General features: G+C 63.0%; 26 protein-coding genes and 1 pseudogene. 10 read left to right on the plus strand and 17 right to left on the minus strand.

Annotated elements, in window-relative coordinates:
• Nucleotides 1-75: 75 nt before the first annotated feature.
• From K426_RS25255 to K426_RS25270, 4 genes are all read left to right on the plus strand, one after another.
• The gene (locus tag K426_RS25255; protein ID WP_007688083.1) at nucleotides 76-1164 is read left to right on the plus strand and encodes a replication initiation protein; all 1089 of its coding nucleotides are present in this window, start codon (nucleotides 76-78) and stop codon (nucleotides 1162-1164) included.
• A 195-nt stretch (nucleotides 1165-1359) separates the two neighbouring features.
• Nucleotides 1360-2562, plus strand: coding sequence for an AAA family ATPase (locus tag K426_RS25260; RefSeq protein WP_007688084.1), 1203 nt, complete (start codon nucleotides 1360-1362; stop codon nucleotides 2560-2562).
• Between the two features lie 47 nt (nucleotides 2563-2609).
• Nucleotides 2610-3623 (plus strand): ParB/RepB/Spo0J family partition protein, encoded by a 1014-nt coding sequence (locus tag K426_RS25265; RefSeq protein WP_013849890.1) that lies wholly within the window; start codon nucleotides 2610-2612, stop codon nucleotides 3621-3623.
• A gap of 64 nt (nucleotides 3624-3687) precedes the next feature.
• Nucleotides 3688-3912, plus strand: a complete 225-nt coding sequence (locus tag K426_RS25270; RefSeq protein ID WP_237230194.1) for a hypothetical protein — start codon at nucleotides 3688-3690, stop codon at nucleotides 3910-3912.
• 6 nt (nucleotides 3913-3918) lie between these two features.
• Here K426_RS25270 and K426_RS25275 read toward each other — a convergent pair whose 3' ends face one another.
• From K426_RS25275 to K426_RS25335, 13 genes and pseudogenes are all read right to left on the minus strand, one after another.
• Entirely contained in the window at nucleotides 3919-4785 is an 867-nt protein-coding gene (locus K426_RS25275) for a recombinase family protein (protein WP_006953933.1), read from the minus strand.
• A gap of 142 nt (nucleotides 4786-4927) precedes the next feature.
• Entirely contained in the window at nucleotides 4928-7837 is a 2910-nt protein-coding gene (locus tag K426_RS25280; RefSeq protein ID WP_021224283.1) for a Tn3 family transposase, read from the minus strand.
• A 359-nt stretch (nucleotides 7838-8196) separates the two neighbouring features.
• Nucleotides 8197-8880 carry an RES family NAD+ phosphorylase gene (locus K426_RS25285; protein ID WP_013041559.1) on the minus strand — a complete coding sequence of 228 codons (684 nt, stop codon included), beginning with the start codon at nucleotides 8878-8880 and terminating at the stop codon, nucleotides 8197-8199.
• On the minus strand, nucleotides 8880-9278 hold the full coding sequence (locus K426_RS25290; protein ID WP_007686501.1) for an MbcA/ParS/Xre antitoxin family protein: 399 nt from the start codon (nucleotides 9276-9278) through the stop codon (nucleotides 8880-8882). Before K426_RS25290 ends, K426_RS25285 begins: the two co-directional genes overlap by 1 nt.
• A 96-nt stretch (nucleotides 9279-9374) precedes the next feature.
• Nucleotides 9375-10541, minus strand: a complete 1167-nt coding sequence (locus K426_RS25295; protein WP_007686500.1) for a hypothetical protein — start codon at nucleotides 10539-10541, stop codon at nucleotides 9375-9377.
• Nucleotides 10542-10704: 163 nt separating this feature from the next.
• The gene (locus K426_RS25300; protein WP_001389365.1) at nucleotides 10705-11469 is read right to left on the minus strand and encodes an IS6-like element IS6100 family transposase; all 765 of its coding nucleotides are present in this window, start codon (nucleotides 11467-11469) and stop codon (nucleotides 10705-10707) included.
• Nucleotides 11470-11546: 77 nt separating this feature from the next.
• A pseudogene (lgt, locus tag K426_RS25305) lies at nucleotides 11547-12044 on the minus strand (prolipoprotein diacylglyceryl transferase); the annotation flags it as partial.
• 46 nt (nucleotides 12045-12090) lie between these two features.
• A complete protein-coding gene (locus K426_RS25310; RefSeq protein ID WP_014072606.1) occupies nucleotides 12091-12477 on the minus strand; it encodes a rhodanese-like domain-containing protein in 387 nt (128 codons plus the stop codon).
• Between the two features lie 34 nt (nucleotides 12478-12511).
• On the minus strand, nucleotides 12512-13261 hold the full coding sequence (locus tag K426_RS25315) for an MBL fold metallo-hydrolase (protein ID WP_014072607.1): 750 nt from the start codon (nucleotides 13259-13261) through the stop codon (nucleotides 12512-12514).
• Between the two features lie 19 nt (nucleotides 13262-13280).
• On the minus strand, nucleotides 13281-14060 hold the full coding sequence (locus K426_RS25320; RefSeq protein WP_014072608.1) for a sulfite exporter TauE/SafE family protein: 780 nt from the start codon (nucleotides 14058-14060) through the stop codon (nucleotides 13281-13283).
• Between the two features lie 3 nt (nucleotides 14061-14063).
• The gene (locus K426_RS25325; protein ID WP_014072609.1) at nucleotides 14064-14501 is read right to left on the minus strand and encodes a DUF6691 family protein; all 438 of its coding nucleotides are present in this window, start codon (nucleotides 14499-14501) and stop codon (nucleotides 14064-14066) included.
• Between the two features lie 4 nt (nucleotides 14502-14505).
• Nucleotides 14506-14931 carry a YeeE/YedE family protein gene (locus K426_RS25330; RefSeq protein ID WP_041393786.1) on the minus strand — a complete coding sequence of 142 codons (426 nt, stop codon included), beginning with the start codon at nucleotides 14929-14931 and terminating at the stop codon, nucleotides 14506-14508.
• A gap of 2 nt (nucleotides 14932-14933) precedes the next feature.
• Nucleotides 14934-15206: an ArsR/SmtB family transcription factor gene (locus K426_RS25335; protein ID WP_335339811.1), complete on the minus strand. Its 273-nt coding sequence runs from the start codon at nucleotides 15204-15206 to the stop codon at nucleotides 14934-14936.
• A gap of 295 nt (nucleotides 15207-15501) precedes the next feature.
• Here K426_RS25335 and K426_RS25340 point away from each other — a divergent pair, with 295 nt between their 5' ends.
• The gene (locus K426_RS25340; RefSeq protein ID WP_014072612.1) at nucleotides 15502-16971 is read left to right on the plus strand and encodes a multicopper oxidase family protein; all 1470 of its coding nucleotides are present in this window, start codon (nucleotides 15502-15504) and stop codon (nucleotides 16969-16971) included.
• Nucleotides 16972-17079: 108 nt separating this feature from the next.
• A complete protein-coding gene (locus K426_RS25345) occupies nucleotides 17080-17586 on the plus strand; it encodes a DsrE family protein (RefSeq protein ID WP_014072613.1) in 507 nt (168 codons plus the stop codon).
• Between the two features lie 34 nt (nucleotides 17587-17620).
• Here the strand turns inward: K426_RS25345 and K426_RS25350 are convergent, their stop codons facing one another.
• The 3 genes from K426_RS25350 to K426_RS25360 form a co-directional block, all read right to left on the minus strand.
• Nucleotides 17621-18388 (minus strand): COG4705 family protein, encoded by a 768-nt coding sequence (locus K426_RS25350; RefSeq protein ID WP_041393782.1) that lies wholly within the window; start codon nucleotides 18386-18388, stop codon nucleotides 17621-17623.
• Nucleotides 18389-18665: 277 nt separating this feature from the next.
• Complete coding sequence (locus K426_RS30610; protein ID WP_009824028.1) at nucleotides 18666-19544, minus strand: AAA family ATPase; 879 nt, start codon at nucleotides 19542-19544, stop codon at nucleotides 18666-18668.
• Entirely contained in the window at nucleotides 19471-20871 is a 1401-nt protein-coding gene (locus K426_RS25360; RefSeq protein WP_004212864.1) for a Mu transposase C-terminal domain-containing protein, read from the minus strand. Before K426_RS25360 ends, K426_RS30610 begins: the two co-directional genes overlap by 74 nt.
• Before the next feature lie 191 nt (nucleotides 20872-21062).
• Between K426_RS25360 and K426_RS25365 the strand changes: the two genes are divergently transcribed.
• Together K426_RS25365 and K426_RS25370 are read left to right on the plus strand one after the other, a co-directional pair.
• Complete coding sequence (locus K426_RS25365; protein ID WP_009824027.1) at nucleotides 21063-21635, plus strand: recombinase family protein; 573 nt, start codon at nucleotides 21063-21065, stop codon at nucleotides 21633-21635.
• Between the two features lie 289 nt (nucleotides 21636-21924).
• Nucleotides 21925-23127 (plus strand): aspartyl protease family protein, encoded by a 1203-nt coding sequence (locus tag K426_RS25370; protein ID WP_013039112.1) that lies wholly within the window; start codon nucleotides 21925-21927, stop codon nucleotides 23125-23127.
• On the opposite strand, the gene K426_RS25375 is transcribed toward K426_RS25370, so the two are convergent.
• Entirely contained in the window at nucleotides 23121-23540 is a 420-nt protein-coding gene (locus K426_RS25375) for a MerR family transcriptional regulator (protein ID WP_007406847.1), read from the minus strand. The two genes, K426_RS25370 and K426_RS25375, sit on opposite strands and share 7 nt — an antisense overlap.
• Before the next feature lie 75 nt (nucleotides 23541-23615).
• Between K426_RS25375 and K426_RS25380 the strand changes: the two genes are divergently transcribed.
• Nucleotides 23616-24242 carry a cation transporter gene (locus K426_RS25380; protein ID WP_004212870.1) on the plus strand — a complete coding sequence of 209 codons (627 nt, stop codon included), beginning with the start codon at nucleotides 23616-23618 and terminating at the stop codon, nucleotides 24240-24242.
• On the plus strand, nucleotides 24242-26209 hold the full coding sequence (locus tag K426_RS25385) for a cytochrome c/FTR1 family iron permease (RefSeq protein ID WP_004212871.1): 1968 nt from the start codon (nucleotides 24242-24244) through the stop codon (nucleotides 26207-26209). The genes K426_RS25380 and K426_RS25385 overlap by 1 nt, the downstream gene beginning before the upstream one ends.
• Nucleotides 26210-26237: the final 28 nt, after the last annotated feature.

The following is a 26237-nucleotide window of genomic DNA, read 5'->3' on the forward strand; positions in this document are numbered from 1 at the left end:
ATGGATGACGAGCAAGCCCTAGATCACGCTGTAACGCCCTCCCCCACCGGCGATGACGCTTCTCCGGGACGGGCGATGCGGGTGGCTGCCGCCCTGCAGGCAAAGGGCGGTGACGAGTTCGCCAAGCCCGGCAGCATCGTCGAGGTCAAGTTCGTCAAAGGCCAGTCGCTTAGCCTGACTGCTTCGCGTTTGCTTGCGCTGATGATTTTGACCGCGGGCGGTGATGCCTGGGAGGACCGCCCGCACAAGATGCGAAAGGCGGACATTCGCCGCGGCCACAAGGGCAATGAGCGCATCTCGGATATGCTTGAGGAATTGCACCGCACGCTTTTCGCGGTCGACGACAAGTCCTGGCGCGGCAAGAAGGCGACGCTGCGCTTTTCGCTTATCTCGTCGTCGCGCGAAGAAGCGGAAGACGAAGAGGGCGCGGACGCTGGGTGGATCGAGTGGGAGTTCACGCCCGAAGCCCGAAAGCTGATCCAGGAATCGGAGACCTATGCGGTCCTGAACCGCCAGGCGGTGCTCGGCTTCCGATCAACCTATGCGCTCAAGCTGTACGAGATCGGGGCGCTGAGGCTGCATAGGCGCCAGTCGCTCTGGAAGGGCGACATGACGGCGCTGCGTGCGCTGCTCGGCATCGCGCCGGACGTCTACAAGGATTTCGCGCAGCTGCGCCGCAAAGTTCTCGAAAAGGCGAAGGCCGAAATCGACCAGCTCGCCCATTTTCGCGTGGAGTGGCGGGAGATCCGCCAGGGCAGAACTGTCACCGAAATCGAATTCCGCTTTGAGCCCAAGGATGCTCCGGCCCAAATCGCGACCGTGGATGAGATCGGTCGGCACTCTGCGGGCAGAAAGGCGCGGCGCGAGGACGAGGTGGAGACCGTTGCCGTCGAGGCTGTCACACAGGCGGCGGTGGCGGCCTTGGTGTCAAAGGATAAGGCTGGGGCAGGGGAGGTCACCTTCCCGAACGGCACGATCCGCTTTGGCTCGGACACGCTCGCGGCCATCGGCCGTTCGGCTGGCGGCGGTTGGGACATCGATCTCATTGCCGATGCCTATCGCGCGCAGATGGGCGAAAGGCTGGCGAAGCTCAAGGGCGCCAAGCTGATCGCATCCTGGACCGGCTTCTGCGAGAGTTTCCTGGCACGACGCGGGCGCCCCTGAGCCGAAATTGCACCGGTGCAATTTCGGGGTGAACTGCCCCCAAGGGGTCAGGTTGCGAGGGGGCGCAAAAGGTCTGCGGCGCAGATTGGGCAAGTTTCGCCCTTCGGGCTGGGCCGACTTGCGAAAATCAGCCTTCGATTGACCTAAAAGTGCAAATTGAGCTATGCCCCCTCTAGTTTCGCAAGGGGGCCTCTCTTGGCTGCATCACTCGACATTGAGGGCACGCAGGACCTGCTGTCCGTCTCGACGCTCGCACAACGGACCAGCTCTGTCCTCGAGCGGCTCCGCGACTCCGCGCGGAGTGCCCGGGCGGACGAGCGGCGCGAGCCGACGTTCCCGATTGGCAAGGCCGCGGAACTGGTCGGCCGAACCGCGGCGGCCATTCGCGAGGCCGAGAAGGACGGCCGCTTGCCGCCGCCTCCGCGAACCGAGAATAATCGGCGTGTCGGCTATACCCTGGCGCAGCTCAACGACATGCGCGGACTGTTCGGCACCCGGCCCTGGCGGGCCGCAACCGATCCCTGCTGCGTTATCGCGGTGCAGAACTTCAAGGGCGGGGTGGGGAAATCGACTCTTTCGGTGCACCTGGCCCAATATCTCGCGATCAAGGGCTACCGGGTGGCTCTCATCGATTGCGACAGCCAAGCGTCGGCAACCACGCTATTCGGCTATGTGCCCGACCTCGACCTGACCGAGGAGGACACGCTCTATCCATTCCTGCGGCACGACGACATGGAGTCGCTCGACTATGCCCTGCGCAAGACCCACTTCGACGGCCTCGAGCTTGTTCCGGCCAATCTGCGGCTGTTCCAGTCGGAATATGAAATCGCAGCGCGCATGGCGCGGGGGCAGGGGAACCTGATCGACCGCATGGCGCAAGGCATCGCGAGCATTGCCGATCGGTTCGATGTGGTGGTTCTCGATCCGCCTCCGGCGCTCGGCGCGATCTCGCTTTCGGTGCTGCGCGCGGCCAATGCGCTGGTGGTGCCGGTTCCGCCGACGGTGATGGACTTCTCGTCGACGGCGGCCTTCCTCGCCATGCTCGATGAGACCATAGAGACGCTGGCCGATCGCGGCTTGGCGCCGTCGCTGCAGTTCCTGCGCTTTGTGGCGTCCAAGGTCGATGAGAATAAGTCGATGCAGAAGGAACTGCTGAACCTGATGCGGACCCTTTTCGGTCACGCGATCGTCCGTACGCCGCTCAAGGATTCGGCCGAAATCGACAATGCAACGGCGCGGCTGATGACCGTCTACGAGCTGGACGGCCCGGTCACCAGTTCGACGGTGCGCAACCGCTGCCTTGCCTATCTTGATGGCGTGAACAGTGAAATTGAGGTCGACATTCGGTCGATGTGGCCGAGCCATTTGACGCGGCTTCGCAAGGAGGGACTCGCCTGATGCGAGCAAAATTGCACCGGTGCAATTCCGGGTAGAAGGGGTGGATGATGAGCAAGAAGAACGCCAACTTCGCGGCTGATCTGGTCGCCGGAATCGACCCGGGGGCGCAAGCCCCAGCGGCGCGGCGCCCTGGCATCGGTGCGAGCGTGCTGGCGGGCCGGGAAAGCCGGCTTGCCGAATTGGCGACGGGCAGCGTCGTCTCGCGCACCCATGAGCTTGTCGATCCCGCGCGCTGCCGAATGTGGGCGGGGCATAACCGCGAATATGCGCTCCTCAATGAGGAGCGGTGCGCCGACCTCATCGAGAGCATCAAGGCGCAGGGCAAGCAAGAAATGCCCGCCATCGTTCGCCGCGTGAAGGACGATCCTGCCTTCGATTTCGAGGTGATTTGCGGCGCGCGCCGGCATTGGACGATCAGTTGGCTGCGCGCCCACAACTATCCGGATTTCCGCTTTCTCGTCGATATCCGTAGCCTTACCGACGAGGAGGCCTTCCGTCTCGCTGACCTCGAGAATCGGGCGCGCGACGATCTCACCGATCTGGAGCGCGCGCGCGACTATCTGCGCGCGCTCGACGCCTATTATGAGGGGCGCCAGAAGGTGATGGCCGAGCGGATCAATGTCACGGAAAGCTGGCTCAGCCGCTATCTCGACCTTGCCCGGCTGCCGGCGGAACTGATGGCGGCCTTCGCCCTTCCGCAGGATCTCAGGATCAAGCATGTCACCGCGATCAAGCCTCTCTTGAAACCGGAGGATCGGCGGCAGCGTGTGTTCGCCGAGGCGGGACGTCTCGCTCAGGTGCAGTCCGATCGCGCAGCACCGATGCCGGTCCCCGATATCATACGCGCGCTCGCTCTGGCCGCCGATCCCCCCAAGAGGTCAGGATCCCCCAAGAAGTCAGGAAAGCCGGAAACGATCGTGTCCGAAGGGGGGAAACCATTGCTGAAAGTGGAGGCGGTGGATCGTAAGGGTCTCAAACTTACCTTGCTCCCGCATGCCGGTGGTACGCGGGCTGAAGCGGAGGCCGCGTTGAAAGCGCTGCTCGATCAGCATTGGAGCTAGGACAATCTTCAGCGGTTCTGAGACGTGAGAGTTTTGTCTTCACATGTTGAATATGGACTGCCCTATGACTGCAGCCTTCCAGGATGACATTCGCGAGAATGAGATCATCTCGCCCCGTCGTCTGGCGGAGCGCCTGCGCTTCTCCATGGCGCATTTGGCTCGCGTTGCTCGCCTGGATCCTAAGGCCATGACTCTGTATCCCTCCGCCCCGACCGTGCAGATTAAACTGGCCCAGTCGGCCCGAAGCTGCGATTTTGGCCAGGTTGAAGAACGAACACTGAACGCTTGATTGATTCTACCAGGACCGTTGCTGACCACCGACCTCGTAGATATCGGCTTCCATGGAGCAATTGTAGCTCTCTGCGATGTTGAACATCTCGGAGAGGAGGCTTTGGATTTCCTCATCAAGGGAAATGCCATCCGGATCGGGGTCATAGGCGACGGTCAGTTTGTAATCACAATTGCCGTTTTTTACCATGGCGTAGTCGCGTTCCAGCATCGCCTCAATCCGCTCCCGAGCGGGTTTTCTACCTCTTCCACGCTTGTTGAAGTTCTCGATAATCAGATGCAGGGCGATGCTGGCAGTGGGCGGCTTTTCCGGCAGTTTGGTCTGTGACGGAATAATGTCGAGCGCCCGATAGACGGTCATTCGTGAGACCTTCAGGTCGCGGGCAACGCGGGCCTTGCTGGCGCCGGCGGCAAGGCGACGGCGGATTTCATCGTCATCGACGTTCTTCTTCCGGCCTTTGTAAACGCCTTCGGCGCGCGCCGCTTCGATCCCGGCGCGCTGACGATCCTTGATGAACTTCAGCTCCATATCGGCGACCATGCCGAGTATGGTGATGACCATTCGCCCCATGTCGCCCGCCGTCGTCACCTCTGGCTCAAGGATGCGCAGCGAAGCTCCCTTTTCATCAAGCTCATGCACCAGGTTCAGGACATCGCGCGTGGAGCGGCCGAGCCGGTCGAGCCGCAGCACGACCAGCTCGTCGCCGGTGTGCATAAACTGCATGATCGTTTCCAGTTCCGTGCGCCCGCTCCGCGAGGCCCCCGATCCGGTCTCGGAACGGATAATTTCGCAACCTGCATTCTTGAGGCGGCCAATCTGGATATCCAGATCCTGGTCCGTGGTGCTGACGCGGGCATATCCGATACGAGCCAAGTGCAAAATCCGTCACATTAGGGTGGCTCTTGCAGTGTATCGTCACATTGAGCGCAAACCCACCCTTTTGTGACAGACGAATGGTGTCACTCGGCCCTATCACTCTGGGGTGTACCCAAATGTTATAGGCCGATCAGCCGCCTCACGCTGCAAGCCGTCCAAAATCAATCCGGTCGTTCAGGTCGAGGTCGAAGCGGCCATAAGGGTTCACATGACTGTAGATCAACGGCGTGAGACCACGATAATCTTCCGGCGTCATCCGCCCCGCCCACTTCGGCTCAACCAGTACGGTCTGAAGCATGCGGGTGTTCACATACACCAGCGACGCTTGCAGGAGGTGTAGCGCCAGAACGGAGATTTCCTGCTCATGGATGCGGTTGGTGGCGATCTCGCCGCCCTTGCCGAAGAACACGAAACCATTAGCGCCGTTCCAGTTCTCAACCACATTCAGCCCTTCGTGGATCTCGCGGCGGAATGCCTCCTGACGCAAATACCGGCATAGGAAGATTGTTTTGACCGCGCGGCCGAGTTCACTCAGCGCCTTGTAGGTCGGGTGCATCACTTCGGCTCTGGCAAACCGGAGCAGGATCGCTTCCGGATCGGCGGTGCGCGATTGCATGGCAGCGGCATATTTGACCATTTCGTCATATTGTTGCTCGATCTCGTCCCAGTCGATCGGGCTGGAGAGGATCGGCAGTAAATTGGAAAGCCGCGTGCGCATGCCGGCTTGGGGAAGGGCCAGTTTCTGGCGTGCCACTGCTTTCAGCCGCGGGGCAAGCTCAAATCCAAGGAGTCGGCAGAACGCAAAGCCGACTGCGCTCTGGCCGTGGCTATCGACGTACTGGCGCTGGATTTCCATGTCGGTGCAATGGCGTAGCACGCCTTCGATCATGGAGGCGACCTCCGAGGAAGAGCACCGCTTGAGCTGGGAATAAACGCAGGTCGCGCGCTTCTCCACATGCCAGTAGATCATGACGCCACGGCCGCCATAGCGGGCGTGCCATTCCGTCATCAGGTTGCGGTCCCACGCGCCGAACTTCGTTGAATCGGACGCGCATGCCGTGCCCGCATCTCCCCATACTGCGGCATTGCGGATTGCCAGTGTCGCGTTTGCTACCCGCGCGCACGCCTCCCTCAGCGCTGGCGCGTGGATGAAACGGCGATGGACATGCAGCAATTCCTCGTAACTGACATCGGGTGTTGCGCCAGCGACCCGCTTGAGCCCGGCGTTCGTGCCCAAGCCATAGAGACACAGCAAAAGACGCTGAGCCAAGGCTGCTTTCGACAGGGTAACCCGCGAGGCCGACGTTTCGAAAGCATCCATCAATCCCGTGTCCAGAGCAGCCTCTTTCAACACGTCCAGCAGTCCGGTCATCGGCCAGCGCTGACCGATCTCGCTTTTGATCGAAGCGAGACCCTTCGGTTCGGGCAAGGGCTTGAACGGTGTAATCGATATCCGGTTGTCGCCGCGCCACAGGAGCCGGACCTTGTCGTTTTGTGGAATATTGGCATTGAGGAGCAACAGTTCCCGTTCAAGCTCCTCCCGGATCGAGGCGCAAAACGCCTGCGCATCTGGCGTCAGGCTGAGGCCGGAATAGTACGCATCTCGCCTGATCTCGAAGTCCTTGGGAAGATCGTCATCGGGATTGCGATAGCGATCCGCCCCGACCACCCAGATTTCTTTGGAGCGGATGCGGTCGCGCAGTTGCGTCAGGACGCAAAGCTCATAGCTGATCCGGTTTACCCGCCCATCGTCATCAATGACGGAACTGCGCCATCGCGCTGGAATCACCTCATCGATCGGAACATCCTGCAATGGCACGAAGCGGCATCCGCCATCCACCTTGCTCCTGATCCAGTCGAGGGCCGCCAGGACCGGCCGCCACACCGCGTTGTTCGACCGGAACTCAAGTACGGAAAGCAGGCTTGGCAGCATGCGCCGGTAATGATTGGCCCAGGAACCACGCATCACCTTGTAGATGCGCCGGTCCAGAGCGCCCTTCGCATGGCTCTCCTTGACGATCGCCGCCAGCTTGGCCTTACCGGCGATCGGGAAAATGACATCGCAGATGCGCCCCGATGGTTCATTGATCGAGGCGCTGGCGATCTCGACCAGCAGGCGCTCCTTTCCATAGACCCGCTCGATGTCTTTCGCGATATCGCCCACCACCTTGCGTTTCGAGCGCGTTCCGATCTTGTGAACGGTTTCGATCAGCAGGTCGATCATCGCGTCAGTGAGTTGCGCCTCCCGCGACATTAGATAAATCGCATAAAGGCCGAGCTGTCGCGCCGGCGCATGCCGGCGCATCTCCGAGGCCTTTTCACCGGCAACGCGGCGAACAATCTGATCGACCCATGGCTTGCCCGTAGCCGTCAGGAGATCATGGGGAAGATCAAGTCTCTGGATAAAGGCGAGTTTCTCGGTCACGTCGAGAATGTTGTCGAGCGTTGCCTGTCCGGCGTCACCCTTCATCCTGTTGAATCCGGTCGAGCTGTCCGGATCGGCAAGCGAGGCTTCCAATAACGCCACCGCATCTGACGAAAGCCGATCACTGGCTCCGATCAGCCAGGTGTCCAGATAATCTTGCCGTTGTGAGCGAACGACACGTTCAAGCTCCTTGCGCGACGGCCCATAAATACGCCGGTCCCGGCACCACAGGAAAACATGCTCAAGCATGGCATTGATCGACTGGCCGCCCGGGCACAGCTCGCCAGCAATCCATTCCGTCAATTGCGCGCGATCCACCCGCTTCATGCGGTGATATCCAAGATGGATCAGGATCTCCGCACAATGCCGTCGTGCTGTCCGACTGGAAAAGTCATAACCGGCTATCTCGCCAGCCTCGACACCGAGTTGCTCGGCCAGATACGAGAGGCCATCGGTAGGGATTGAGCCGGGATCGATCGCGAAAAACCCCAGGGAAGCGAAGAATTTCAGCTGCGCGGCGAGGCCAAGGCGCGTCAGGGCCGGCTTCGAATTTACAAAATCAATATCGGCAAAGCTCAGGCTCCATCGTCCGATCAAATCCCCGCCCGGAATACTCCGATCCATCAACCCACTCCCTATGATGGAGCGAACTGTCCTCTTCTATGATTTCCATCGTCAATACCGAATGCCACGTTCCCAAAACGTTCTCCGACTTGGCCAAAATCGCAGCTTGGGGCCGACTGGGCCAAACTGGAGGAAATAGCCCGAGTTATAACGCGAGCGGCAGAACTTGCAGGCGAAGAAGGCAAGGCGGTTATCTGGTTCAAGCATCAACCCATTTCTGGAGTTGGGAAAACGGCCGCGGAATTGGTTGCGAATGGCGATATCGATATCGTCATGGAAGATCTCGATCGTATGGCTGCCGGGGTCTATTCCTGACAGGCGTCACTCAAGGCCGAAAGGTTAGCTTGTCCGCAGGACCTTTAGGCGAATGTCTTCTTCTCGTAGACGGTGACAATCGCCCGGCCATCCCAAACGTAGCACAGGTGCCGCTCCTGTCGGCTGTTGGCGAGTAGGCGAGGGCGGAACACCGCGGCGCACTCGCCGTCGGCGTCGCGCACGCTTTGGTACACGATGCCATCCGAACCTTGCTCACGCAGGTGCCGGCCAAGCGCCTGGCCGGCGGCATAGCTGTCCGGGGCGTAGAGGGCAGGGCGTTCATCGCGCAGGCCGCGAATATCGTGGAGCATGGCGTCCAGGTCGACCGCGTAGACGCGCATGTCGAGTTCCTGCGCCGGTTCGTGGGTGTACGCCATGAAGCGGGTTCGGTGATGGCGCGTCTCGGCAACCGCAGTCTCGATGGTGCTGGCAGCGTAGAACAGCCCGAAACTGCCGTCACAGAACCGGCTGCCATCGGGATTTAGGTGGGTGAACGCTGCCATGATCGCCGATGTTCCGGGTCCCGATACGCGGTCCTCCGGTGGGACGAGGGCGAGGTCCCCGACCTCGTCGCGAAGCCGGTCGTTGGTCATCGCCTCGATCGCATAGACCGCTTCCAGGTCGGCCGGATCCGCGACATCCTCAAACAGCGATATGGGCGGGAACCGGCTTGCGACGATCCGGTAGCACGGTTGCCACCGCACTTGCGTCGTCGCAATGGCATCCATCAGCCGCGCTGCGCGTCGATATATTGACGCACCACGTAGAGATCGGCGACATTGCCCGAGGCCATCCGCTCGATCGCCGGGCGTCCGGCGAACAGCGGCGCCTCATTGGGTTTGCGTACCCATTCGTTGGCGGTACGGGGCAGGAGCATCTTCAGCCCCTTGTAGATCCCCATGACATAGGAGATGCGCTCCAGCGCATCCTTGGGAATCGCCGCGACCGCGCCGCGCTTCCAGGTCTGGAAGGTCGAGCGGCTGTCGAGCCCGAGAAGCTTCATCTGCTCGGCTTCCTTGAGGTCCCAGGCGTCGGCAATGCGGAAAAAGGTGCGCAGCGCCGGACCGCTCAGATCCTTGCGGCTGGGCGCTTTGGCGGGGACGCCGGAATGGGCAGTTGTGGCCATTGGCCATCTCCTTCTTTCTCTGTCTATGTATGATATCTGTACATAACGTCAAGAAGAGATCAGTTTTCATACACGCCGAATGCGCGCGATGCCGCGTCAGGGATGGCCAGAACTGCCGGCGAGCAGCCGGTCGATCTCACCCATCGCCGCGTCGAACTCGGCAAGAGCCGCATGGGGGAGGGCGGTAGCCTGGTCCAAAGACGCCGGCTGCCCATCCCTTCCCGGTTCTTCGACGACCAGCAGGGCCTTCCCCTTGACCGTCTCCCGCCGTGCCATGCGCGCCGCCACAAGGGCGTCGCCGATCGCATAGGTGCCGCGCCGACTGATCCCGAACGCCCAGGTGATCTGATCGAGCCCGAGTGGCGCAAAACCAGCGAGCAGGATCCACACCTGCGGTGCCCGCGCGCTCGAGCGCAGGTGCCCCAACTGCTCGCGCATCAGCACCGCGCGCCGCCGCGCTTGCGCGACCAGCTCGGCAAGCCGGGTCACGCTGCGCTGGAGGCTGCGGGCCGCCAGCATGGCGCGTTCGCCCGGCCAGAGCTGCGGCTGCAGCGTTTGCGCCGTCACCGCGCCGGGGCAGGGGAGGGCGCGGGCCCACGCGCCGGACGCGGTCAGCAGCCGCCCCAGCGCGGCATCGACCGCCCAGAGCGGGGTGCGCGTGGCGGCCTGCTCGATCGCCACCGCGCGGTTCCCAAACGAACGGATTTGCACCGCGCGCTCCAGCGGCGCGAACCGCGGATCGGCGCGCAGCAGCGCGTGCAGGCGGGCCAGACCCGCGAAGGGCAGGGGGGTCTCGTCATCCGCGCCGGCCTGTTTCATTAGCGTGATCGCCCTGCCGATCGCTTCCTCCGCCAGCGCGTCTTCGGCTTGCATCGGGCGGTCGGCCCCGAAGCGAGCGGCCAGAGCGATGGTCTGCGCGGCATCGGCGAGCGGTTCCCACGGATGACGGCTGAGTTCGCCGAGCAGGGCGCGGACCACGGCATAGGCGGAGCAGCCGGTGAGGGGTGTCTCTTGGGGGCCGCGGTCGAGCCCGGCGAACCAGGCGTTGAACCGGTGTTCGGCGTCCGCAAATCCCGCTTGCGCCAGGGATGAAAGCAACACCTCCCGCAGCAGCCCTACGCAGAACAGCCGTTTTTCGATATCGGTGAGGCTGGCGAGGAGCCCGTCGAGCCGGCCGAGCGCCAGCGCGCATTCGCCTTGCGCGAGGGCGAGCTCCTCGGGTGGGACGTCGGTGTCGGCGGCGAGGGGATGGAAGCGCTCCATGCCGGATGTGTAGTGAATGCCAAAACACTGCACAACTACTCAGGTGGTTGGTGAACGAACATGTGATAATTGCACTTATCACATAAGCAGATTTGACCGTTCTTTATAAGGCTCTGTTGCAAAGATTGGCGGCAGTCAGAGGTAGGCTGTCGCTCTGCGCCGATCAGGCGGCTGCTGCGAAATGGTGGTTGAGCATGCCCATGGCCTCCGTCAGCGCCGAGGGCCCAATGCCAAAAGCTCTCTCCACAAGGCGCACCTCGCCCCTGATGCCGGGCTGCAGGCACCAGGGGCGAGCCTGTCCTTTGCGCAGGGCTCGCATGACTTCGAATCCCTTGATCGTGGCATAGGCCGTGGGGATCGATTTGAAACCGCGCACCGGCTTGATCAGTATCTTGAGCTTTCCGTGATCGGCCTCGATCACGTTATTGAGATACTTCACCTGCCGGTGGGCCGTCTCCCGGTCCAGCTTTCCTTCGCGCTTCAATTCGGTGATCGCTGCACCATAGCTCGGCGCTTTGTCGGTATTGAGCGTGGCAGGCTTTTCCCAGTGCTTCAGGCCTCGCAGGGCCTTGCCCAGGAACCGCTTCGCTGCCTTGGCGCTGCGGGTCGGCGACAGGTAGAAATCGATCGTGTCGCCCCGCTTGTCGACTGCCCGGTACAGGTAGGTCCACTTGCCCCGCACCTTGACGTAGGTTTCATCCAGGCGCCAGCTCGGATCAAAGCCACGCCGCCAGAACCAGCGCAGCCGCTTCTCCATCTCCGGGGCGTAGCACTGGACCCAGCGATAGATCGTCGTATGGTCGACCGAAATGCCGCGTTCCGCCAGCATTTCCTCAAGGTCGCGATAGCTGATCGGATAGCGACAATACCAGCGCACCGCCCACAGGATCACATCACCCTGGAAATGGCGCCACTTGAAATCCGTCATCGTTCCGTCCGTCCAATCTCCGCCAAGCATGCTCAAGCTTCACGATTTTTGCAACAGAGCCGGCCATCGTGGCTTCCGGGGAAGACGATCGCCCAAGGGATGTCGGACGGCTTGCCCCAAAGCTCGCCGTTCACGAAGTTCGCGAGGCGGCCGAGGAACAGGCCGATCGGCACCGTGCAGGCGACATAATCGTGGACCCGCAGCCAATCGAGACGGTGCCGTCGCGCGAACAGGATCAGCGCGAGCGAGACGCCGGCGGCACCCCCGTGGAATGACATGCCGCCGTCCCAGAGCTTTAGGATTTGCAGGGGGTGAAGGATCATCTCGGGGCCATAGAAGATCACATAGCCTAGCCGACCACCCAGGATTACGCCGAGCGTTGCGTAGAATACGAGATCATCCGCCTGCTGGCGGTTCATGGGAGCGGCCGGTTGAGCGATCAGCCGCAGCAGATACCACCATCCGGCAATGATGCCGATGATATAAGCCAGCGAGTACCACCTGATGTCGAGCGGCCCGATGGAAAGGGCGATCGGACTTAAGCCGAGGCTGGAAAAAGCAATGTGGCTATCCAATGATCATTTCCTCCAGCGAGAACGGGCGCCTGATCGCACTTTGGGCCTATTCCGGTGCGATCGAGGCACCAGCCTCTTTGAGCGCCGAAAACCCGCCCGGAACGTGGACGACGTTCTCAACGCCCATTTCCTTGAGTGATTTCGCGGCAAGAGCCGAGCGGGCACCGGACCCACAATAGAGCACCAACCGCGATGAGGCGGCGAGTTTCGCATTGTGAGTAGGGCTTTCCGGGTCAACCTGGAACTCCAGCAGGCCACGCGGCACATGCACCGCGCTAGCGACGAGGCCCGTTTTCGCGACCTCCGCCGGCTCTCGGATGTCAACAAATTGCACGTCGGGAGCCCCGACGAGCCGGGCCGCATCCTCGGGCGAGAGACTTTCAACAACGGCATTGGCTTCAGAAACCAGCTGTTTCGAGGTACGTGTCAGCATCAATCTTCTCCTAAAATGAACCTGTATAAGTCTCTCAGCCTTGTTCGGACTTGCCGCCAATCTGGCGTAGCAGCTCGGGCAGGTCTGTCGGGCAATCACCGCACAGCTTGTTCGCGGGAACGGCAACATCGATCTTCTTGGGATATGGAAGATCGAGAGCATCCATGATCGCCACGAATTCCTGAACGGTCTTGCCCGCAAGACGGGGGTTCCGCTCGCGCTCCTGCGCCACCGTCGTGATATGGCGATGATTGTAGTCATGGGCGGGGAAGATCAGGCCATCGCCTGGCAGGGTGAAAATCTTCTGCGTCACCGACTGATAGAGCGTGGCGGCGTCACCGTTCTGGAAGTCGGTGCGGCCACAGCCGTCGATGAGCAGTGCGTCGCCCGTGAAAGCGCGGAGAACGCCGGGCTGATCAACAAGGTAGGTGTGATGGGCGTCGGTATGCCCCGGCGTAAACAGTGGCTGAAGGGTGAGCGCGCCGACCGTCAATGGCTGGTCCTCGGCGACCCCAACGTCAGCACAGGGCAGGCCGTCCATGGCGGGGTACGCGATTTTGGAGCCGGTCAGGCTTCGCAGGTAGCAGGCCGATGTGACGTGGTCCGCATGCACATGGGTTTCCAGCGTATAGGCCAGTTCAAGATCCAGTTCCTGAAGTGCCGCCAGGTCGCGTTCGATCGTCTCCAGGACAGGATCGATCAGGACTGCCTTGCGCGTCTCGGGACAGGCGAGGAGATAGGTGTAAGTCGAGGACTCCGGCTCGAAAAGCTGACGAAAGATCATGATCGGTCTCCAAGGGTGCTTAGCTGCCGATCGCGCCCAGGCTGCGGAACAGCATGTAGGCGGCCACGGCCAACAGGACGAAGGCGAAGATTCGAGTGAGCAGGCTCTTGTGGTCGGCAAGGCGGACTGCGGTTCGCATGCCAGCGATGCCGCCGCCGACGCCGCCCGCGATGAAGAAGCCGGCCACGCGCCAGTCCACGAGCCCTGACAGTGCGTAGTTGAGGGCTGTCGCCGAGCCGAACGCTCCCACGGAAAACAGCGAGGACCCGACCGCATTGAGGATTGGCATGCCGCTTCCCAGCATGATGCCGGGTACGATCAGAAAGCCGCCGCCGATGCCGAAGAACCCGGACAGCAGGCCGGCGAGAAGCCCGATAACGACGAGCCGTACAGCGATCGGCCGCGTGATGTGCACGCCGGGATCACCGCCGCCGGATTTACCTCTCAGCATGGAAACCCCGACCACGACCATGACGCCTGCGAACAGCACCAGCAGGTGCTGACCCGCCACCATCTTGCCGAGGGTCGAACCAATCAGGGCACCGGTGACACCCGATGCTCCGAAAACAAGGGCGCACGGCCACTTCACGGTTCCGGCGCGTGCGTGCTGGACCAGGTTAGCAAAGGCATTGGCGGCGACCGCCAGCGCGCTCGTGCCGATCGCGACGTGCGGGTCCTTCATGCCGACGACGTAAAGGAGCAACGGCATAGCCAGGATCGAGCCGCCGCCGCCGATCACGCCCAACGTGAAACCAACGATCACGCCGGATAGGAGGGTGAGGAGATCGACCGGCGTCATAGGTTAGCTTCCCACCCTCGCCGCCCGATAGCGTTCGAGAAGAGCGAAGGAGCCCATGCCGACCAGCATCGCCATGACGAACACCAGCGCCGCCGGCGCACCCAGGCTCAAGGCGACGAGGGCGGGGCCAGGACAATATCCGACAAGGCCCCATCCGATGCCGAACAGGGCGGCGCCGACGAGAAGCTTTCCATCAAGGGCCCGGTTCGATGGTCCGTTGAACGTAGCGGCGAAAAGCGGGGCAGTGCGCCTTCGGCCGAGTGCGAACCCTAACGCTGCAACGATGACCGCCGAGACCAGCACCAGGACGAGGCTCGGGTCCCAAGATGGCGAGGTGACATCGAGGAACGCCAGAACCTTGCTTGGGCTGACCATGGCGGAGACGATCAGGCCCAAGCCGAAAATGAACCCCGAGGCTAAGGCGGCGAGGAGCTTCGTCACTGTCTCAGAGTCCGACGATGTGGCGGGCGACATACACAGTCACCGCAGCGGTGATGAGGAAGACGCTGGTTGCGGCAAGTGAGCGCGGCGAGAGCCTGGCTATCCCGCAGACGCCATGCCCGCTGGTGCAGCCACTTCCTAGTCGCGTCCCAAATCCTACCAGGAGACCGGCCGCGACCACGACCATGAGGGGTGCAGGCATCGTGAGGTCTGGCAGCGCGCGCCCTGCCGCACGATAGAGCAAGGGCGCGGCGATCAGGCCGGCCAGGAACGTTGCGCGCCACGCTGCATCGCCTCGAGCCGGCGCAAGAATGCCTCCGACGATGCCGCTGATGCCGGCGATCCGTCCGTTCGCAATCCAGAGGAGCGCGGCCGAGAGGCCGATGAGCGCACCGCCCAGGATAGCCGAATATGGGGTGAAGCCCTCCATCATCAGGATGGACCTTGCTCGACGCCGCCCTCGGCGCAGAACAGCTTGTAGAGTTCGGTAAGGATCGGCAGCACGCGCTCGGACGTGATCCGGTAGTAGATCGTAGTTCGCGCGCGGCGCGTTCCCACCAGGCCTTCGTCGCGCAGCGTTGCCAGATGCCGGGACAGATTGGACTGTGTCAGCCCAAGGCGTTCGCCCAGTTCGCCGACCGACAATTCCCCGCCAAGCAGGCTGCACAGGATCATCAGCCGGTGCCGGCTCGCAAGCGAGCGCAAGAACGCTTCAGCTTCGCCGGCTTTTTCCTCCAAAAGCTCCGGAGACATCGCAGCGAGAAAAAGTGACACGGCTACTCCAAGAATCCTATATGAGGCATATATGATAGAACGGCGTTGAATCAAGCGCCCGCTTAGGAGGTTCGTTGTGAGCTGCTATTTCGCCAGAACTGTCGAGGCACCTTGTAAGCGAACGGTAAGCCGAACCGCTGAGGCGCTTGAGCGCCAAGCGGCGGAGCCGATCGACGCGACTGCCCAGCTGGCTTCCAGGCTGCGTCTCGTCTTGGATCAGATGTAGATGTTGGACCGACGCTCGCTGTTGGTCGGCGGAGCGGCCTTGTTCGCCACCGCCGCTTGCTCGCGCTCCGCCTCGACTGGCAGCGGCGGGCAGACTCCGCTTCCGGTGCCGCCCCTGCTGGACGCAGGGGCGAGCCGCTCGTTCGCCCTACGTGTCCAATCGGGAACGACCTCTTTTTATCCCGGCCGCCCGAGCGACACGCTCGGGTACAATGGCAGCTATCTCGGGCCAACGATCAGGGTGCGTCGCGGGGATGATGTCGCGGCTGCCGTGACCAACGGGCTTGGGGCGGACACGACTGTGCATTGGCACGGGCTTCTGGTCCCCGGAGAACTGGACGGAGGCCCTCATCAGCTGATCGCGCCGGGTGCGACCTGGCGACCCACGCTCCCGATCCGGCAGCCAGCAGCGACGCTGCTTTATCACTCTCACGTCCATGGTTTGACGGCCGAGCAAGTCTATTCAGGGTTGGCCGGGGCATTGCTGGTAACCGATGACGAAGAGCAGGGCCTGGGCCTGCCCTCCGAATATGGCGTGGATGACCTGCCGCTGCTTATTCAGGATCGCCAGTTTGAAGATGGTCGCCTTGTCCTGCCGGGCGGCATGATGGTCGCCATGCAGGGGCGACGCGGCGACACGATCCTGGTGAACGGCGCGGTTAACCCTTCCGCGGTGGTCCCCAATCGGTTGGTCCGCCTGCGGCTCGTCAACGCATCGAACGCCAGGATCTACGAACTATCGTTCAGCGATCAGCGCAGCTTTCACTGGATCGGCACCGAAGGCGGCCTGCTAGAAAGGGCAGTGGAGATCGCGGCTATAGCCTTGGCCCCAGGGCAGCGCGCTGAGCTTCTCGTGGATTTCACGGACGGCAGAGCCGCTTCGCTTGTGACGGCGATCGATAGCAACAACTCGATGACGGGCGGGATGGGGATGATGGGGCGAAGCGCCGGCAGGGGCAATGCCAACGCGCCCGCGACCGTGGTGCGGTTCGAGCCGCGGCCGATGGGACAGGCTCGTGCCAGCGGGGCGGTGCCGGCCCTTCTCGCATCGCGAGCTCGGCCTGACGCCAGCAAGGCGGTGCGCCGCCGCCGCCTCGTCCTTAACATGGGCATGGGCGGCATGATGGGATCAGCAAGCGGAGGTGGCGGGCTGACGATCAACGGCAAGCCATTCGACATGAACCGCATCGATGAGACCGTGAAGCTCGGCTCCACCGAGATATGGGAGGTGTCTGGCGAAATGATGCGCCACCCGATCCATATTCATGGCGTCCACTTTGATGTTCTCAGCCGGGCCGGCGGGAGGCCGGACGTTCTTGATCAGGGGCCGCGCGACACGGTGCTTGTCAGGGAGCCCGTGGAGCTTCTCATCCGCTTCGATCATCCGGCCAAGAGTGCTCCCTTCATGTACCACTGCCATATCCTTGAACATGAGGATAACGGGATGATGGGCCAGTTTAGTGTTGCTTAGCGGCAGGTCACCGTTTTCGCGGTGCGCATCCAGCCTCTGCGGCTCAAGGGGAGAGCAACGTTGTCGAAAAGAGTTCTTACCGGGCTTTTACTCGCGGCCACGACGCTGATGGGCGGGACTTCGGTGGCGGCACCACCTGACCTCCTCTATCCCGTGATACCGCGTTTTGGCGGCATAGTGGCCGTGCCGAGCGCCGCTGAGCGCCCCGATCCCAAGCTCCGCTACCGTGTCCTGTTCAACATCACCAAGGCCGCAAGCGCACCCGACCACTTGAATCCCAGCCTTGAAAAGGTTGCGCGCTTCGTCAATCTGCTCGGCGCCGACAAGGTGCGTCCAGGGCCTGGCGATATCGTCGTGATCATCCATGGCCCCGCAACCCCCGTCATCCTGCAGAACGCGCCCTACGCCGCCCGCATGAAAGTGGCCGAGAACCCGAATGTCATGCTCATCGAGGCTCTCCGGACCGCGGGCGTTTGGGTCCATGTGTGCAGCCAAGCCATGATCGCCAACAAAATAACGTCGGATCAGGTAACGCCCGGCGTGGTGATCGACGATTCCGCGCTCACGACATTAGCCAATCTCCAGCTTCGAGGCTTCGCGCTAATACCCGATTGATAAGGGACACTTACTGGGGCGAGGCGCAGCAGTTTTAATCGCGGCTCGGTCGATTGGGATGCTCTCCGGCCCGTTGGGGGAGGACCACGATCAGGAGCAGGATTGCGGCCGTTAGCACCGCCGACGCGAGCGGCCGACTGAAGGCGAGGCCGCCATGATCGAGCGGCTTGTCAAGAAAATCGCCGACCGCTGCGCCCAGCGGGCGGGTCAGGATGAAGGCCGCCCAGAACAGCAGCACGCGGCTTGCATTGGTCAGGTAGTAGAGCAGCGCCAACACGGCGAGCAGCGCCGCGAAGATACCCGCTGCGCCGATATAGCCGAGGTTGCCGGTATCGGCCGTCCAGTCCCCGAGCGCCGTGCCAAGCGTTTGCGAGAGGGTGATCGTGATCCAGTAGAACAGCTCGGCTTTCGGCTCGCGCACGGTATCGACTGAAATCGATCCGAGCGCCCGATGCCAGACGATCAGCGAGGCCAGAACGCAGCCGAGCAGCAGCGCCGATCCTCCGGTATAGCCAATACCGAGCGAGCGCGTGGCGAAGTCCGCCATCGTCGTCCCCGCCGTCGTCGAGGCGATGATCGTTGCCCAATAGAGGAAAGGGTGAAAGCGTGTCGCCATTACCTGCCACCAGACCAGGGCGATCAGCACCGTCAGGAAGATCGCGGTGCCGACTAGGTAGCCGAGGTTCATGGTCATTGAGACGGTATCGCCGCCCGTCTCGCCGAGGGTGGTCGCGAGTATCTTAATGATCCAGAAACCCAGCGTGACCGCGGGCACTTTGCTTGCCAATTCCTGCTTTGTCATTTCGTTCACGGCGTCTTTCCTTTCAAGTTTCACGCCGCGCTGACGGTTTGATCAGAGGCGCAGGCCAAAACGCGGGCCGACCCCCATAGTCGCGAGGATAGGGCGATCGTCAGCAGGCAAGCGGCCACCCCCTTCCTACCAAATCGAATCGTAACGGCTATCAGCTATGCCTCAACCGGGTCAAAACCGGTCGGTTTTGACACCAGCAACTCGCCCCAGCTTTTCCATGGGTTGTAAACGCTCGCGCTAAATGGCGGCGTTCTGATCGCGCTATTTGTCAGTTGCCGGGTCCGATGACGAGGCAATCGCGCGCGGCCTGAACGATGTCAGCGGTGACCTCCTCGACGCGGTTGAGGGTCATGATCCGCCGCATCTGCGCGAACAGGCGCTCCATGAGCCGGAAGTTGCCGCGCGTGATGCGGATCACGGCTGCCTGCGCTTCGATCGCGTCGAGTTGGGCCGGGTCGAAGCTGATCCCGAAATCGCCGGCGTGGGTCGCGAGCAGCAGCCGCATTTCGGTCTCGGTAAGCGGTTTGAACTCGTGGACGAAGCCGATCCGCGAGTAGAGCTGGGCATAGCGGGCGAGGCGCTTCTCCAAGCCCGGCATACCCATCAGGATCAGCCCGAAGCCGTGGCGATCGGCCATGTCGCGGAGATGTTCGAGCGACTTTATGGTCAGGCGGTCGGCCTCGTCGACGATGACGAGGGGGCAGGCGATGCGGGCGGCGTCATGGGTGATTTCGTCCTGCGAGCCGCCCGCGACCGTCAGCCGGGCATAGCCCAGCTTAATGAGGTTGAGGCCCAACACCGCGTCGATCGTCTTGGGCGTGTTGCTGACCGACACGGTGTAGAAGACGGCGCGGCAGCGAGCGACCTTTTCGCCAAGGAGCGCGGCAATGGGACGGAGCGCGGCATATTCCCCCAGGTCGGGGAAGCTGGAAAACTCGCGCGCCGATCGCGTCTTTCCGACGCCCGGCCGGCCATGACACACGCCGATATAGCGGTAGTGCGCGCAGGCTTCGGCAAACTCGACGAACCGGGCATGTTCGCGGGTCGCCAGGAACGGCTGCTCGACCAGGAACTCAATCGTCAGCGGCGTAGAGCCGGAGCCCTCGGTAGGTGGTGGGCCGGGAAGCCGTATCCTCTTGGTCGCCATCGAAGGTCTCCGTGGGGGCAGGCACCTGCTTGTCGCGCTCCTTCGCGCCGCGCCGGGCGCGCTGGATCGCGCGCAACGACGGGTGCCCAGCGTGCTCGGAGCTGAGCGCACGGCAGACGAACCGGCCCTGGTGGTAGACGTGGATCTCGGTCAGGTCGCGGGGGTCATAGACCGCCTCGACCTGCTCGCCGACGAAGGCCGCGAGCGTGGGTTCGACATAGCGCCTGCCCATCAGACGGATGCCGTCGCGCAGCACTTTACGGGGCTTGGGCACGTGCACGAGCAGCATGTCGAGCTGTTCAAGGCTGTCGGGCATTGCGGGCAGGAACCCGCCCTTCTGCCAGCGCGTGATCGGCGGTTCGCCGGTGCTGCCATGCGGGCGACGATGATAGACGCCGCACACGAACGCCTCGAAGCGGGCGCGCAGCTCGTCGAGCGTGAGCACTGGCGCCGACAGCGGCTTGCCCGCGATCAGGTGGCCGGGCAGGTCGGGCAGGAACATGTCGTTGATGGTGCGGAACAGCCGCTCGATCTTGCCGCGCCCGCGAGGACGCCCCGGCAGCGAATGGATGAGGCGGATTTTGAGGGCGATGCACGCCTGCTCGATATGCTCGGAGATGAAATCCGAGCCGTTGTCGACGTAAAGCTGTTCGGGAATGCCGCTGACGATCCATTCGGGATTGGGCTTGCGCCAGATCGCCTGCCGCAAGGCGAGCGCCGTGTTGAGGGCACTGGGGGCATCGAGGCTGAGGAAGTAACCGGCGATGGCTCGGCTGTGATCGTCAACGATGACGGTCAGCCAAGGACGCACCGGGGTTCCGGCATCATCGAGCACGAGAATGTCGAGAACGGTATGATCGGCCTGCCACATCTCGTTCGAGGTCGCGGCTTCGCGCCGATGCACTAGCTCGTGCTGGTCGCGGTAGACGGCCGGATCGGAGGCTGCGGCGATCTGGCTTGCCGGTATCGCCCTGACGACACGCGCGACGGCCGCATAGCTGGGGGTTCGGTGTCCATGCGCGATGGCGAGTTCCTGCACCTTTCGGTGAATGGCGGCGACCGGGGGTCGCGGGCGCTTGGTGGCGAGAGTGCGGGTCAGTTCGACCAGATGTTCCGGCAGGTGCAGCCTGCCCCGATCGTTGCGCGGCAGACGCGCGAGACCGGCAAGTCCTTCGGCACGGTAGCGCCCGAGCCAGCGCTGCAACGTCCGCTCGCTCAGCGTGCCGGTGCGGGCGAGGTCCGCGAGCGGGATGCCATCGGCGAGGTGCGGTTCAAGGACGCGGTAGCGCTCGATCGCCAGCGGCGGGACAAGCGCCGGATGCGTCACCGCCGACGGTCCGTGTCGCAGGTAAGGAAAACGGAGATTTGCCTGCCCATCGCCATGCGAGTCCGCTCGCGTTGCCAAACCGGCCTGTTCGACGTAAATCTACCCGGTAAAGAAAACTAGGGCAACATAGACCTGCCGATGACGACTTTCTTCCCAAACCGCGCCCGATCGGGGCGCCACCGGCCCTACGCATGAAAATCGGTTACGCCCGCGTATCGACCGCCGAGCAGAACCTGGACCTCCAGCGTGATGCGCTGAAGGCTGCCGGCTGCGAGAAGGTCATCACCGACAAGGCCTCCGGGGCGACTGCCGCTCGCCCTGGATTGGAAAAGGTGAAGGAGCTGCTTCGCGCCGGCGACACACTGGTGGTCTGGCGCCTCGACAGGCTCGGCCGCTCGCTCCGTGATCTGATCGGATGGATGACCTACCTCGACGAGGAAAAGGTCGGGCTGCTGAGCCTGCACGAGGCGATCGACACGACCACCACGTCGGGCAAGCTTACCTTCCACCTGTTCGGGGCATTGGCGGAGTTCGAGCGCAACCTGATCCGCGAGCGGACCCAGGCCGGTCTCACCGCAGCCCGCGCTCGCGGCAAGAAGGGTGGCCGGCCGGCCGCACTCGGCAAGGACAAGCGCGACCTGCCCGTCAGGCTCTACCACGAGAACACGATGCCGATCGCCAAGATTTGCTCGATGCTCGGCATCTCCAAGCCAAAACTCTACGCCTATGTGCGATCGGCCGAGACCAAGCCGGTAGCCGCGTAGCGACGCTCGCCGACAAATAGCGCGATCAGAATGCCGCCACTTAGCGCGAGCGTTTACACCGTTCGCGGTCCCGATCGGCCCAGCGTCCCCCGGAACCGTTCGTTATCGGGAAGGCATCTAAGCGGTCTGCACCATCCTTCATCTAAAGTTCTCCAAGCGCTTCTGAGGATTTTCGGGCGCACCAAAAGCACTTGCTCCTCCAGTGGCTGGAGCATGTAACCGCAATTTGCTCTCCTGCGGACGGGGGGCTGGAGGTGGCTTTTTGACGGCCCGTGTTGAAGCAATCGGTATGTCTCGACGCTCATTAGTGGCGCGGCTGGTGGCCTGTGGAACCGGCTTGGTGCTCGGTTCTCCAACGCTCGCGCGACAGACTTCCCGGTCTGCGGGCTCGTGGAACTTCGGTGCGGCTCACCTCGAATGGGAGCCGCTGGAAGTCGGCACGGGTGATACCCTCCTTGTTTCGGCACAAGTGCGCGGAGTGCCGGTGCGGGCGGTGCTCGACAGTGGCAGCGGCGCGTCGATCATGAGCACGGCGCTCGCGGCGAAGCTCGGCTTGAACGATGGTGAGCGGCGCATGATTAGCGGGCTGAGCGCCAAGGCCCCGGTGCTGCTGGTCCGCGACATCGACGTACAGCTCGCCCGCGAAACCCGTCGCTTACCCTTTGCCGTCGTTGGTGATCTGAGTTCAGTGTCGGCGGCCTTCGGACGACCGATCGATATCCTCCTCGGTGCCGATATGTTCACGGGTAGCTGCATCGCGCTCGATTTCGCGAAAAGGCGTATGGCGGTCGTCAAGTCAGGCACGTTTCTCGCCGGTCCCGACTGGCGCGCTGTCGCGCTCGGGCGCGGTGCCAAGCAGGAGCTGTTCATTCGAGCTTCCGTCTCGGGTTTGCCTCCCGTGCCCTTGATGATCGATCTTGGCAGCTCGGCCGCGCTGATGCTCTCGTCGGCCTATGCCCGCGATCAAGGGCTGTTGAACGGGAAGCTCGTCTCGACCGCGGCGATCGGCGGCGTCGATGGTGTGCGTATCAACGATGCTTTCACGATCCAGAACATCAACATCGAAGGGCTTGGCGTCTCGAACGTCCCCACACTCGGGATGAGAGCTTGGCTCTCCACCAGCACGGTTGGCAATGTCGGCCTACCGCTGATCGCTCAATTCGACGTGGTGTTCGACGTGACCGCCGGATTCGTGTGGCTCCGGCCACTCGGTCCTCGTCGTCGCCTGCCGATGCTGAAGGACCGTAGCGGCCTTGGCCTCGCAGCCTCACCAACGGCGCTCACCGTTGTTCATGTGGCGGCGAACAGTCCCGCGGAAAAGGCTGGCTGGGCGGTCGGCGACCGGATCGTGGCGGTGAACGGCCATTCGATCGATGCGAACTATACGCGTGGGGAGCTCTGGCAAGTGCGCTCCCGGCCTGCTGGCACCCTCGTAAAGCTGACGATGGCCTCGGGTGATGTGCGCGAGCTCAGGCTGGCCGATTATTATTGATCGGCTTGAGGGTGGCCTTTGCCGATCGCCTTCATGATCCGACAATCGGCCATGCGCGCCTTGGTGCAGCTCTGGCTGAGCATTGCCAACTCATCCCGCAACACCGCGAGTTGCGCCAGTCTCTCCTCCACATCCTTGAGGTGCTGAGCAGCGATAGCTGAGGCGGCACCACAATCCTGGTCCGGGTTCTGCGCCAGCCCCATCAACGAACGGATCTCGTCGACGGAGAAGCCAAGCCGGCGACCGTTGCGGATGAAGTGCAAACGCTCAATGTCACTGGCATCGTAGGTTCTGCGACCCGACGCCGTGCGAGGGGCGGATCGGAGCAACCCGATCGACTCATAAAAGCGGATCGTCGTCACCTTCGTCGAGGTCTCGCTGGCGAGCTGCCCAATCATCACCGGCTTCATCATGCCATCCTTGCTTATGCGAACGTGTCGCACATTTCGCTTGCTTCTACAGCGACTGGAGGTGGTAAGGAAGGCCGCATGAATGCTTCTACCGAAAGCTGCGGGTGCCACGGGGAGCCCGCGCGCGCGCAAACCGATCCGGCCTATCGCCGTGCGCTGCTGACCGTCGTGGTGCTCAACCTCGGCTTCGGAGTCGCCGAGCTGTTCGGCGGGTTCATCGCCGATAGCCAAGCGCTGAAAGCGGATTCCCTCGATTTTCTCGGGGACGGGTCGATCAGCCTTATCGGTCTTCTCGCGCTTGCCTGGTCCGCACGGGCGAGGGCAAAGGTCGCGCTGACGCAGGGGTTGTTTCTCGGTGCGCTTGGCGTGGGCGTAATCGGTTTCGCGATTTGGCGCGCCCTGAACGCAACCGCGCCCGATGCCGAACTGATGGGCACAATCGGCGTTGTCGCGCTCGCGATCAATGTCGTGTCCGCCTTGGTGCTTGCGCGTTTCCGGGAAGGGGACGCCAATGTTCGCGCGATCTGGCTGTTCAGCCGCAACGACGCGCTCGCCAACGTGGCGGTGATCGCCGCGGCCGGTCTGGTGGCGTGGACAGGAAGCGCCTGGCCGGACCTCGCCGTCGCCGGCCTCATCGCCCTCCTGTTCCTCCACTCCGCTTATGAAATCGTCACTGGCGCTCGGCGCGAATTGGGAGAGCGGTAGTGCGTCTGCTCGCGTTGATCCGGGCAATGCTCTCGTTGCGGCTGCTCTCCGCGCTCGCGGCGCTGCTGATCCCTGCTGCGGCAATCGCCGAACCCGGCGACGTGCAAACCGCATGGCGGCTGCTCGACTATATGGCCGTCGATTATGGCGGCGCGGTCGCCAACGGTCGGATCAAGAGCACGTCGGAATATGCCGAGATGACGGAGTTCGCCGCGTCGGTCTCGACACGGCTTCAGGGCCTGCCGGCGAAGCCGGAGCGTCAAGCCCTCATCCAGCGGGCTGCCAACCTCCAGGCGGTGATCGCGGAAAAGGGACCGACTGAACAGGTGGCAACATTGGCGCACGGGCTCGCGGCCGATCTGTTGCGCGCCTACCCGGTGCCGCTCGCGCCCGATAAGGCTCCGAACCTCGTCTCCAGCGATGCCCTGTTCCGACAATCCTGCGCGTCCTGCCACGGGATGACGGGCAACGGCCGTGGCCCTGACGCCGCCAAGCTCGCTACGCCCCCGATTGCTTTCACCGATGCCGAGCGCGCGCGCCAGCGCAGCGTGTTCGCGCTCTATCAGGTGGTGACGCAAGGCATCGACGGGACCGCGATGCAGAGCTTCGCCGATCTGCCCAACGATCAGCGCTGGGCGTTAGCATTCCGAGCCGGGAGCTTCGCCTTCACGGATGCGCAGGCGCGCGAAGGCGAGCGGCTTTGGAAATCCGACCCGACCCTTCGCCGGCGCATTCCGGACCTGAAAACCCTGGTCGCGCTCACCCCGGCCGCGCTCGGCGCGGCGATCGGCGACGCCAAGGCTGACCCAGTGCTCGCGTTCCTGCGTCGTCATCCCGAACAGGTGATACAACAGGCTCCCGGCTCGCTCGCGGTCGCCCGCGCCAAACTCGCCGAAAGCGTGGCGGCTGCGCGGCGCGGCGATGCGCGCATGGCGAAAGAGCTGGCGCTGTCGGCCTATCTCGATGGGTTCGAGCCGATCGAGCCAACACTCACCGCGCGCGACGCGACGCTGATGGGTCGAATCGAGGGCGCGATGGGGGAGTTCCGCGCCTCGATCGACCGGGGCGCGTCGCCCGATGATCTCGCGGAGAAGGTCGCAGTACTGGGCGGCCTTTTCGACGATGCGGAAGCGGCGCTCGCGCCTGATGCCGCCACCGAAGCGTCCACGTTCCTGGGCGCGTTCACGATCCTGCTGCGTGAAGGGCTCGAAGCCCTGCTCATCGTTGTCGCCATGATCGCGTTCCTGCGTAAAGCCGAGCGCGGCGAGGCGCTGCGGTACGTGCATGGCGGCTGGGTCAGCGCGATCATCGCGGGCGGGATCACCTGGGCGGTCGCCACCTATGCGATCGGGATCAGCGGTGCGAGCCGGGAGCTGACGGAAGGGTTTGGCTCGCTGTTCGCCGCGGTCGTGCTGCTCTCGGTCGGGATTTGGATGCACGGCAAGGCGCAGGCCGATCAGTGGCAGCGCTATATTCGCGAGAAGATGTCGCGGGCGCTCTCGGGCGGGTCGGGCTGGTTCCTGTTCGGGCTGGCGTTCGTCGTAGTTTATCGCGAGGTCTTCGAGACGATCCTGTTCTATGCCGCGCTTTCGGCGCAAGGTGACAACGGGATGCTTCTCGCGGGGGCCGGGTCGGCGATTGGACTGCTCAGCCTGATCGCTTGGGCCATGCTTCGCTACAGTCGCAAGCTGCCGATCGCGCAGTTCTTCCGCTATAGCTCCTGGCTCATGGCGGTCCTGACCGTCGTGCTGGCGGGTAAAGGCGTCGCCGCGCTCCAGGAAGCCGGCCTTATCAACATCGCACCGCTCGCGGACGTGCCACGGCTGTCGATGCTCGGCGTGTTTCCCACTTGGCAATCGGTGCTGGCGCAACTCCTGATGGCGGTCGCCATTGCGGTCGGGTTCGCCTGGAACGGGCGCGACCGATCCCGCTCGGGTTCCGGCTCAGTGACCCTTGGTTCGAATTAGTGCAATGACATGAAAACCCTTCCGTGAT

Origin of the sequence: Sphingobium sp. TKS, from assembly GCF_001563265.1 — a bacterium.
Classification (GTDB): Bacteria; Pseudomonadota; Alphaproteobacteria; order Sphingomonadales; family Sphingomonadaceae; genus Sphingobium.

What these genes read in the sequence shown, in the direction of transcription:
- K426_RS25255 (WP_007688083.1), top strand. Translation starts at nt 76, where the DNA reads ATGCGGGTGGCTGCCGCCCTGCAGGCAAAGGGCGGTGACGAGTTCGCC.
- K426_RS25265 (WP_013849890.1), top strand. Translation starts at nt 2,610, where the DNA reads ATGAGCAAGAAGAACGCCAACTTCGCGGCTGATCTGGTCGCCGGAATC.
- K426_RS25270 (WP_237230194.1), top strand. Translation starts at nt 3,688, where the DNA reads ATGACTGCAGCCTTCCAGGATGACATTCGCGAGAATGAGATCATCTCG.
- K426_RS25280 (WP_021224283.1), bottom strand. Translation starts at nt 7,837, where the DNA reads ATGGATCGGAGTATTCCGGGCGGGGATTTGATCGGACGATGGAGCCTG.
- K426_RS25285 (WP_013041559.1), bottom strand. Translation starts at nt 8,880, where the DNA reads ATGGATGCCATTGCGACGACGCAAGTGCGGTGGCAACCGTGCTACCGG.
- K426_RS25290 (WP_007686501.1), bottom strand. Translation starts at nt 9,278, where the DNA reads ATGGCCACAACTGCCCATTCCGGCGTCCCCGCCAAAGCGCCCAGCCGC.
- K426_RS25295 (WP_007686500.1), bottom strand. Translation starts at nt 10,541, where the DNA reads ATGGAGCGCTTCCATCCCCTCGCCGCCGACACCGACGTCCCACCCGAG.
- K426_RS25300 (WP_001389365.1), bottom strand. Translation starts at nt 11,469, where the DNA reads ATGACGGATTTCAAGTGGCGCCATTTCCAGGGTGATGTGATCCTGTGG.
- K426_RS25310 (WP_014072606.1), bottom strand. Translation starts at nt 12,477, where the DNA reads ATGCTGACACGTACCTCGAAACAGCTGGTTTCTGAAGCCAATGCCGTT.
- K426_RS25315 (WP_014072607.1), bottom strand. Translation starts at nt 13,261, where the DNA reads ATGATCTTTCGTCAGCTTTTCGAGCCGGAGTCCTCGACTTACACCTAT.
- K426_RS25320 (WP_014072608.1), bottom strand. Translation starts at nt 14,060, where the DNA reads ATGACGCCGGTCGATCTCCTCACCCTCCTATCCGGCGTGATCGTTGGT.
- K426_RS25330 (WP_041393786.1), bottom strand. Translation starts at nt 14,931, where the DNA reads ATGGAGGGCTTCACCCCATATTCGGCTATCCTGGGCGGTGCGCTCATC.
- K426_RS25340 (WP_014072612.1), top strand. Translation starts at nt 15,502, where the DNA reads ATGTTGGACCGACGCTCGCTGTTGGTCGGCGGAGCGGCCTTGTTCGCC.
- K426_RS25345 (WP_014072613.1), top strand. Translation starts at nt 17,080, where the DNA reads ATGGGCGGGACTTCGGTGGCGGCACCACCTGACCTCCTCTATCCCGTG.
- K426_RS25350 (WP_041393782.1), bottom strand. Translation starts at nt 18,388, where the DNA reads ATGACAAAGCAGGAATTGGCAAGCAAAGTGCCCGCGGTCACGCTGGGT.
- K426_RS30610 (WP_009824028.1), bottom strand. Translation starts at nt 19,544, where the DNA reads ATGGCGACCAAGAGGATACGGCTTCCCGGCCCACCACCTACCGAGGGC.
- K426_RS25365 (WP_009824027.1), top strand. Translation starts at nt 21,063, where the DNA reads ATGAAAATCGGTTACGCCCGCGTATCGACCGCCGAGCAGAACCTGGAC.
- K426_RS25370 (WP_013039112.1), top strand. Translation starts at nt 21,925, where the DNA reads ATGTCTCGACGCTCATTAGTGGCGCGGCTGGTGGCCTGTGGAACCGGC.
- K426_RS25375 (WP_007406847.1), bottom strand. Translation starts at nt 23,540, where the DNA reads ATGATGAAGCCGGTGATGATTGGGCAGCTCGCCAGCGAGACCTCGACG.
- K426_RS25380 (WP_004212870.1), top strand. Translation starts at nt 23,616, where the DNA reads ATGAATGCTTCTACCGAAAGCTGCGGGTGCCACGGGGAGCCCGCGCGC.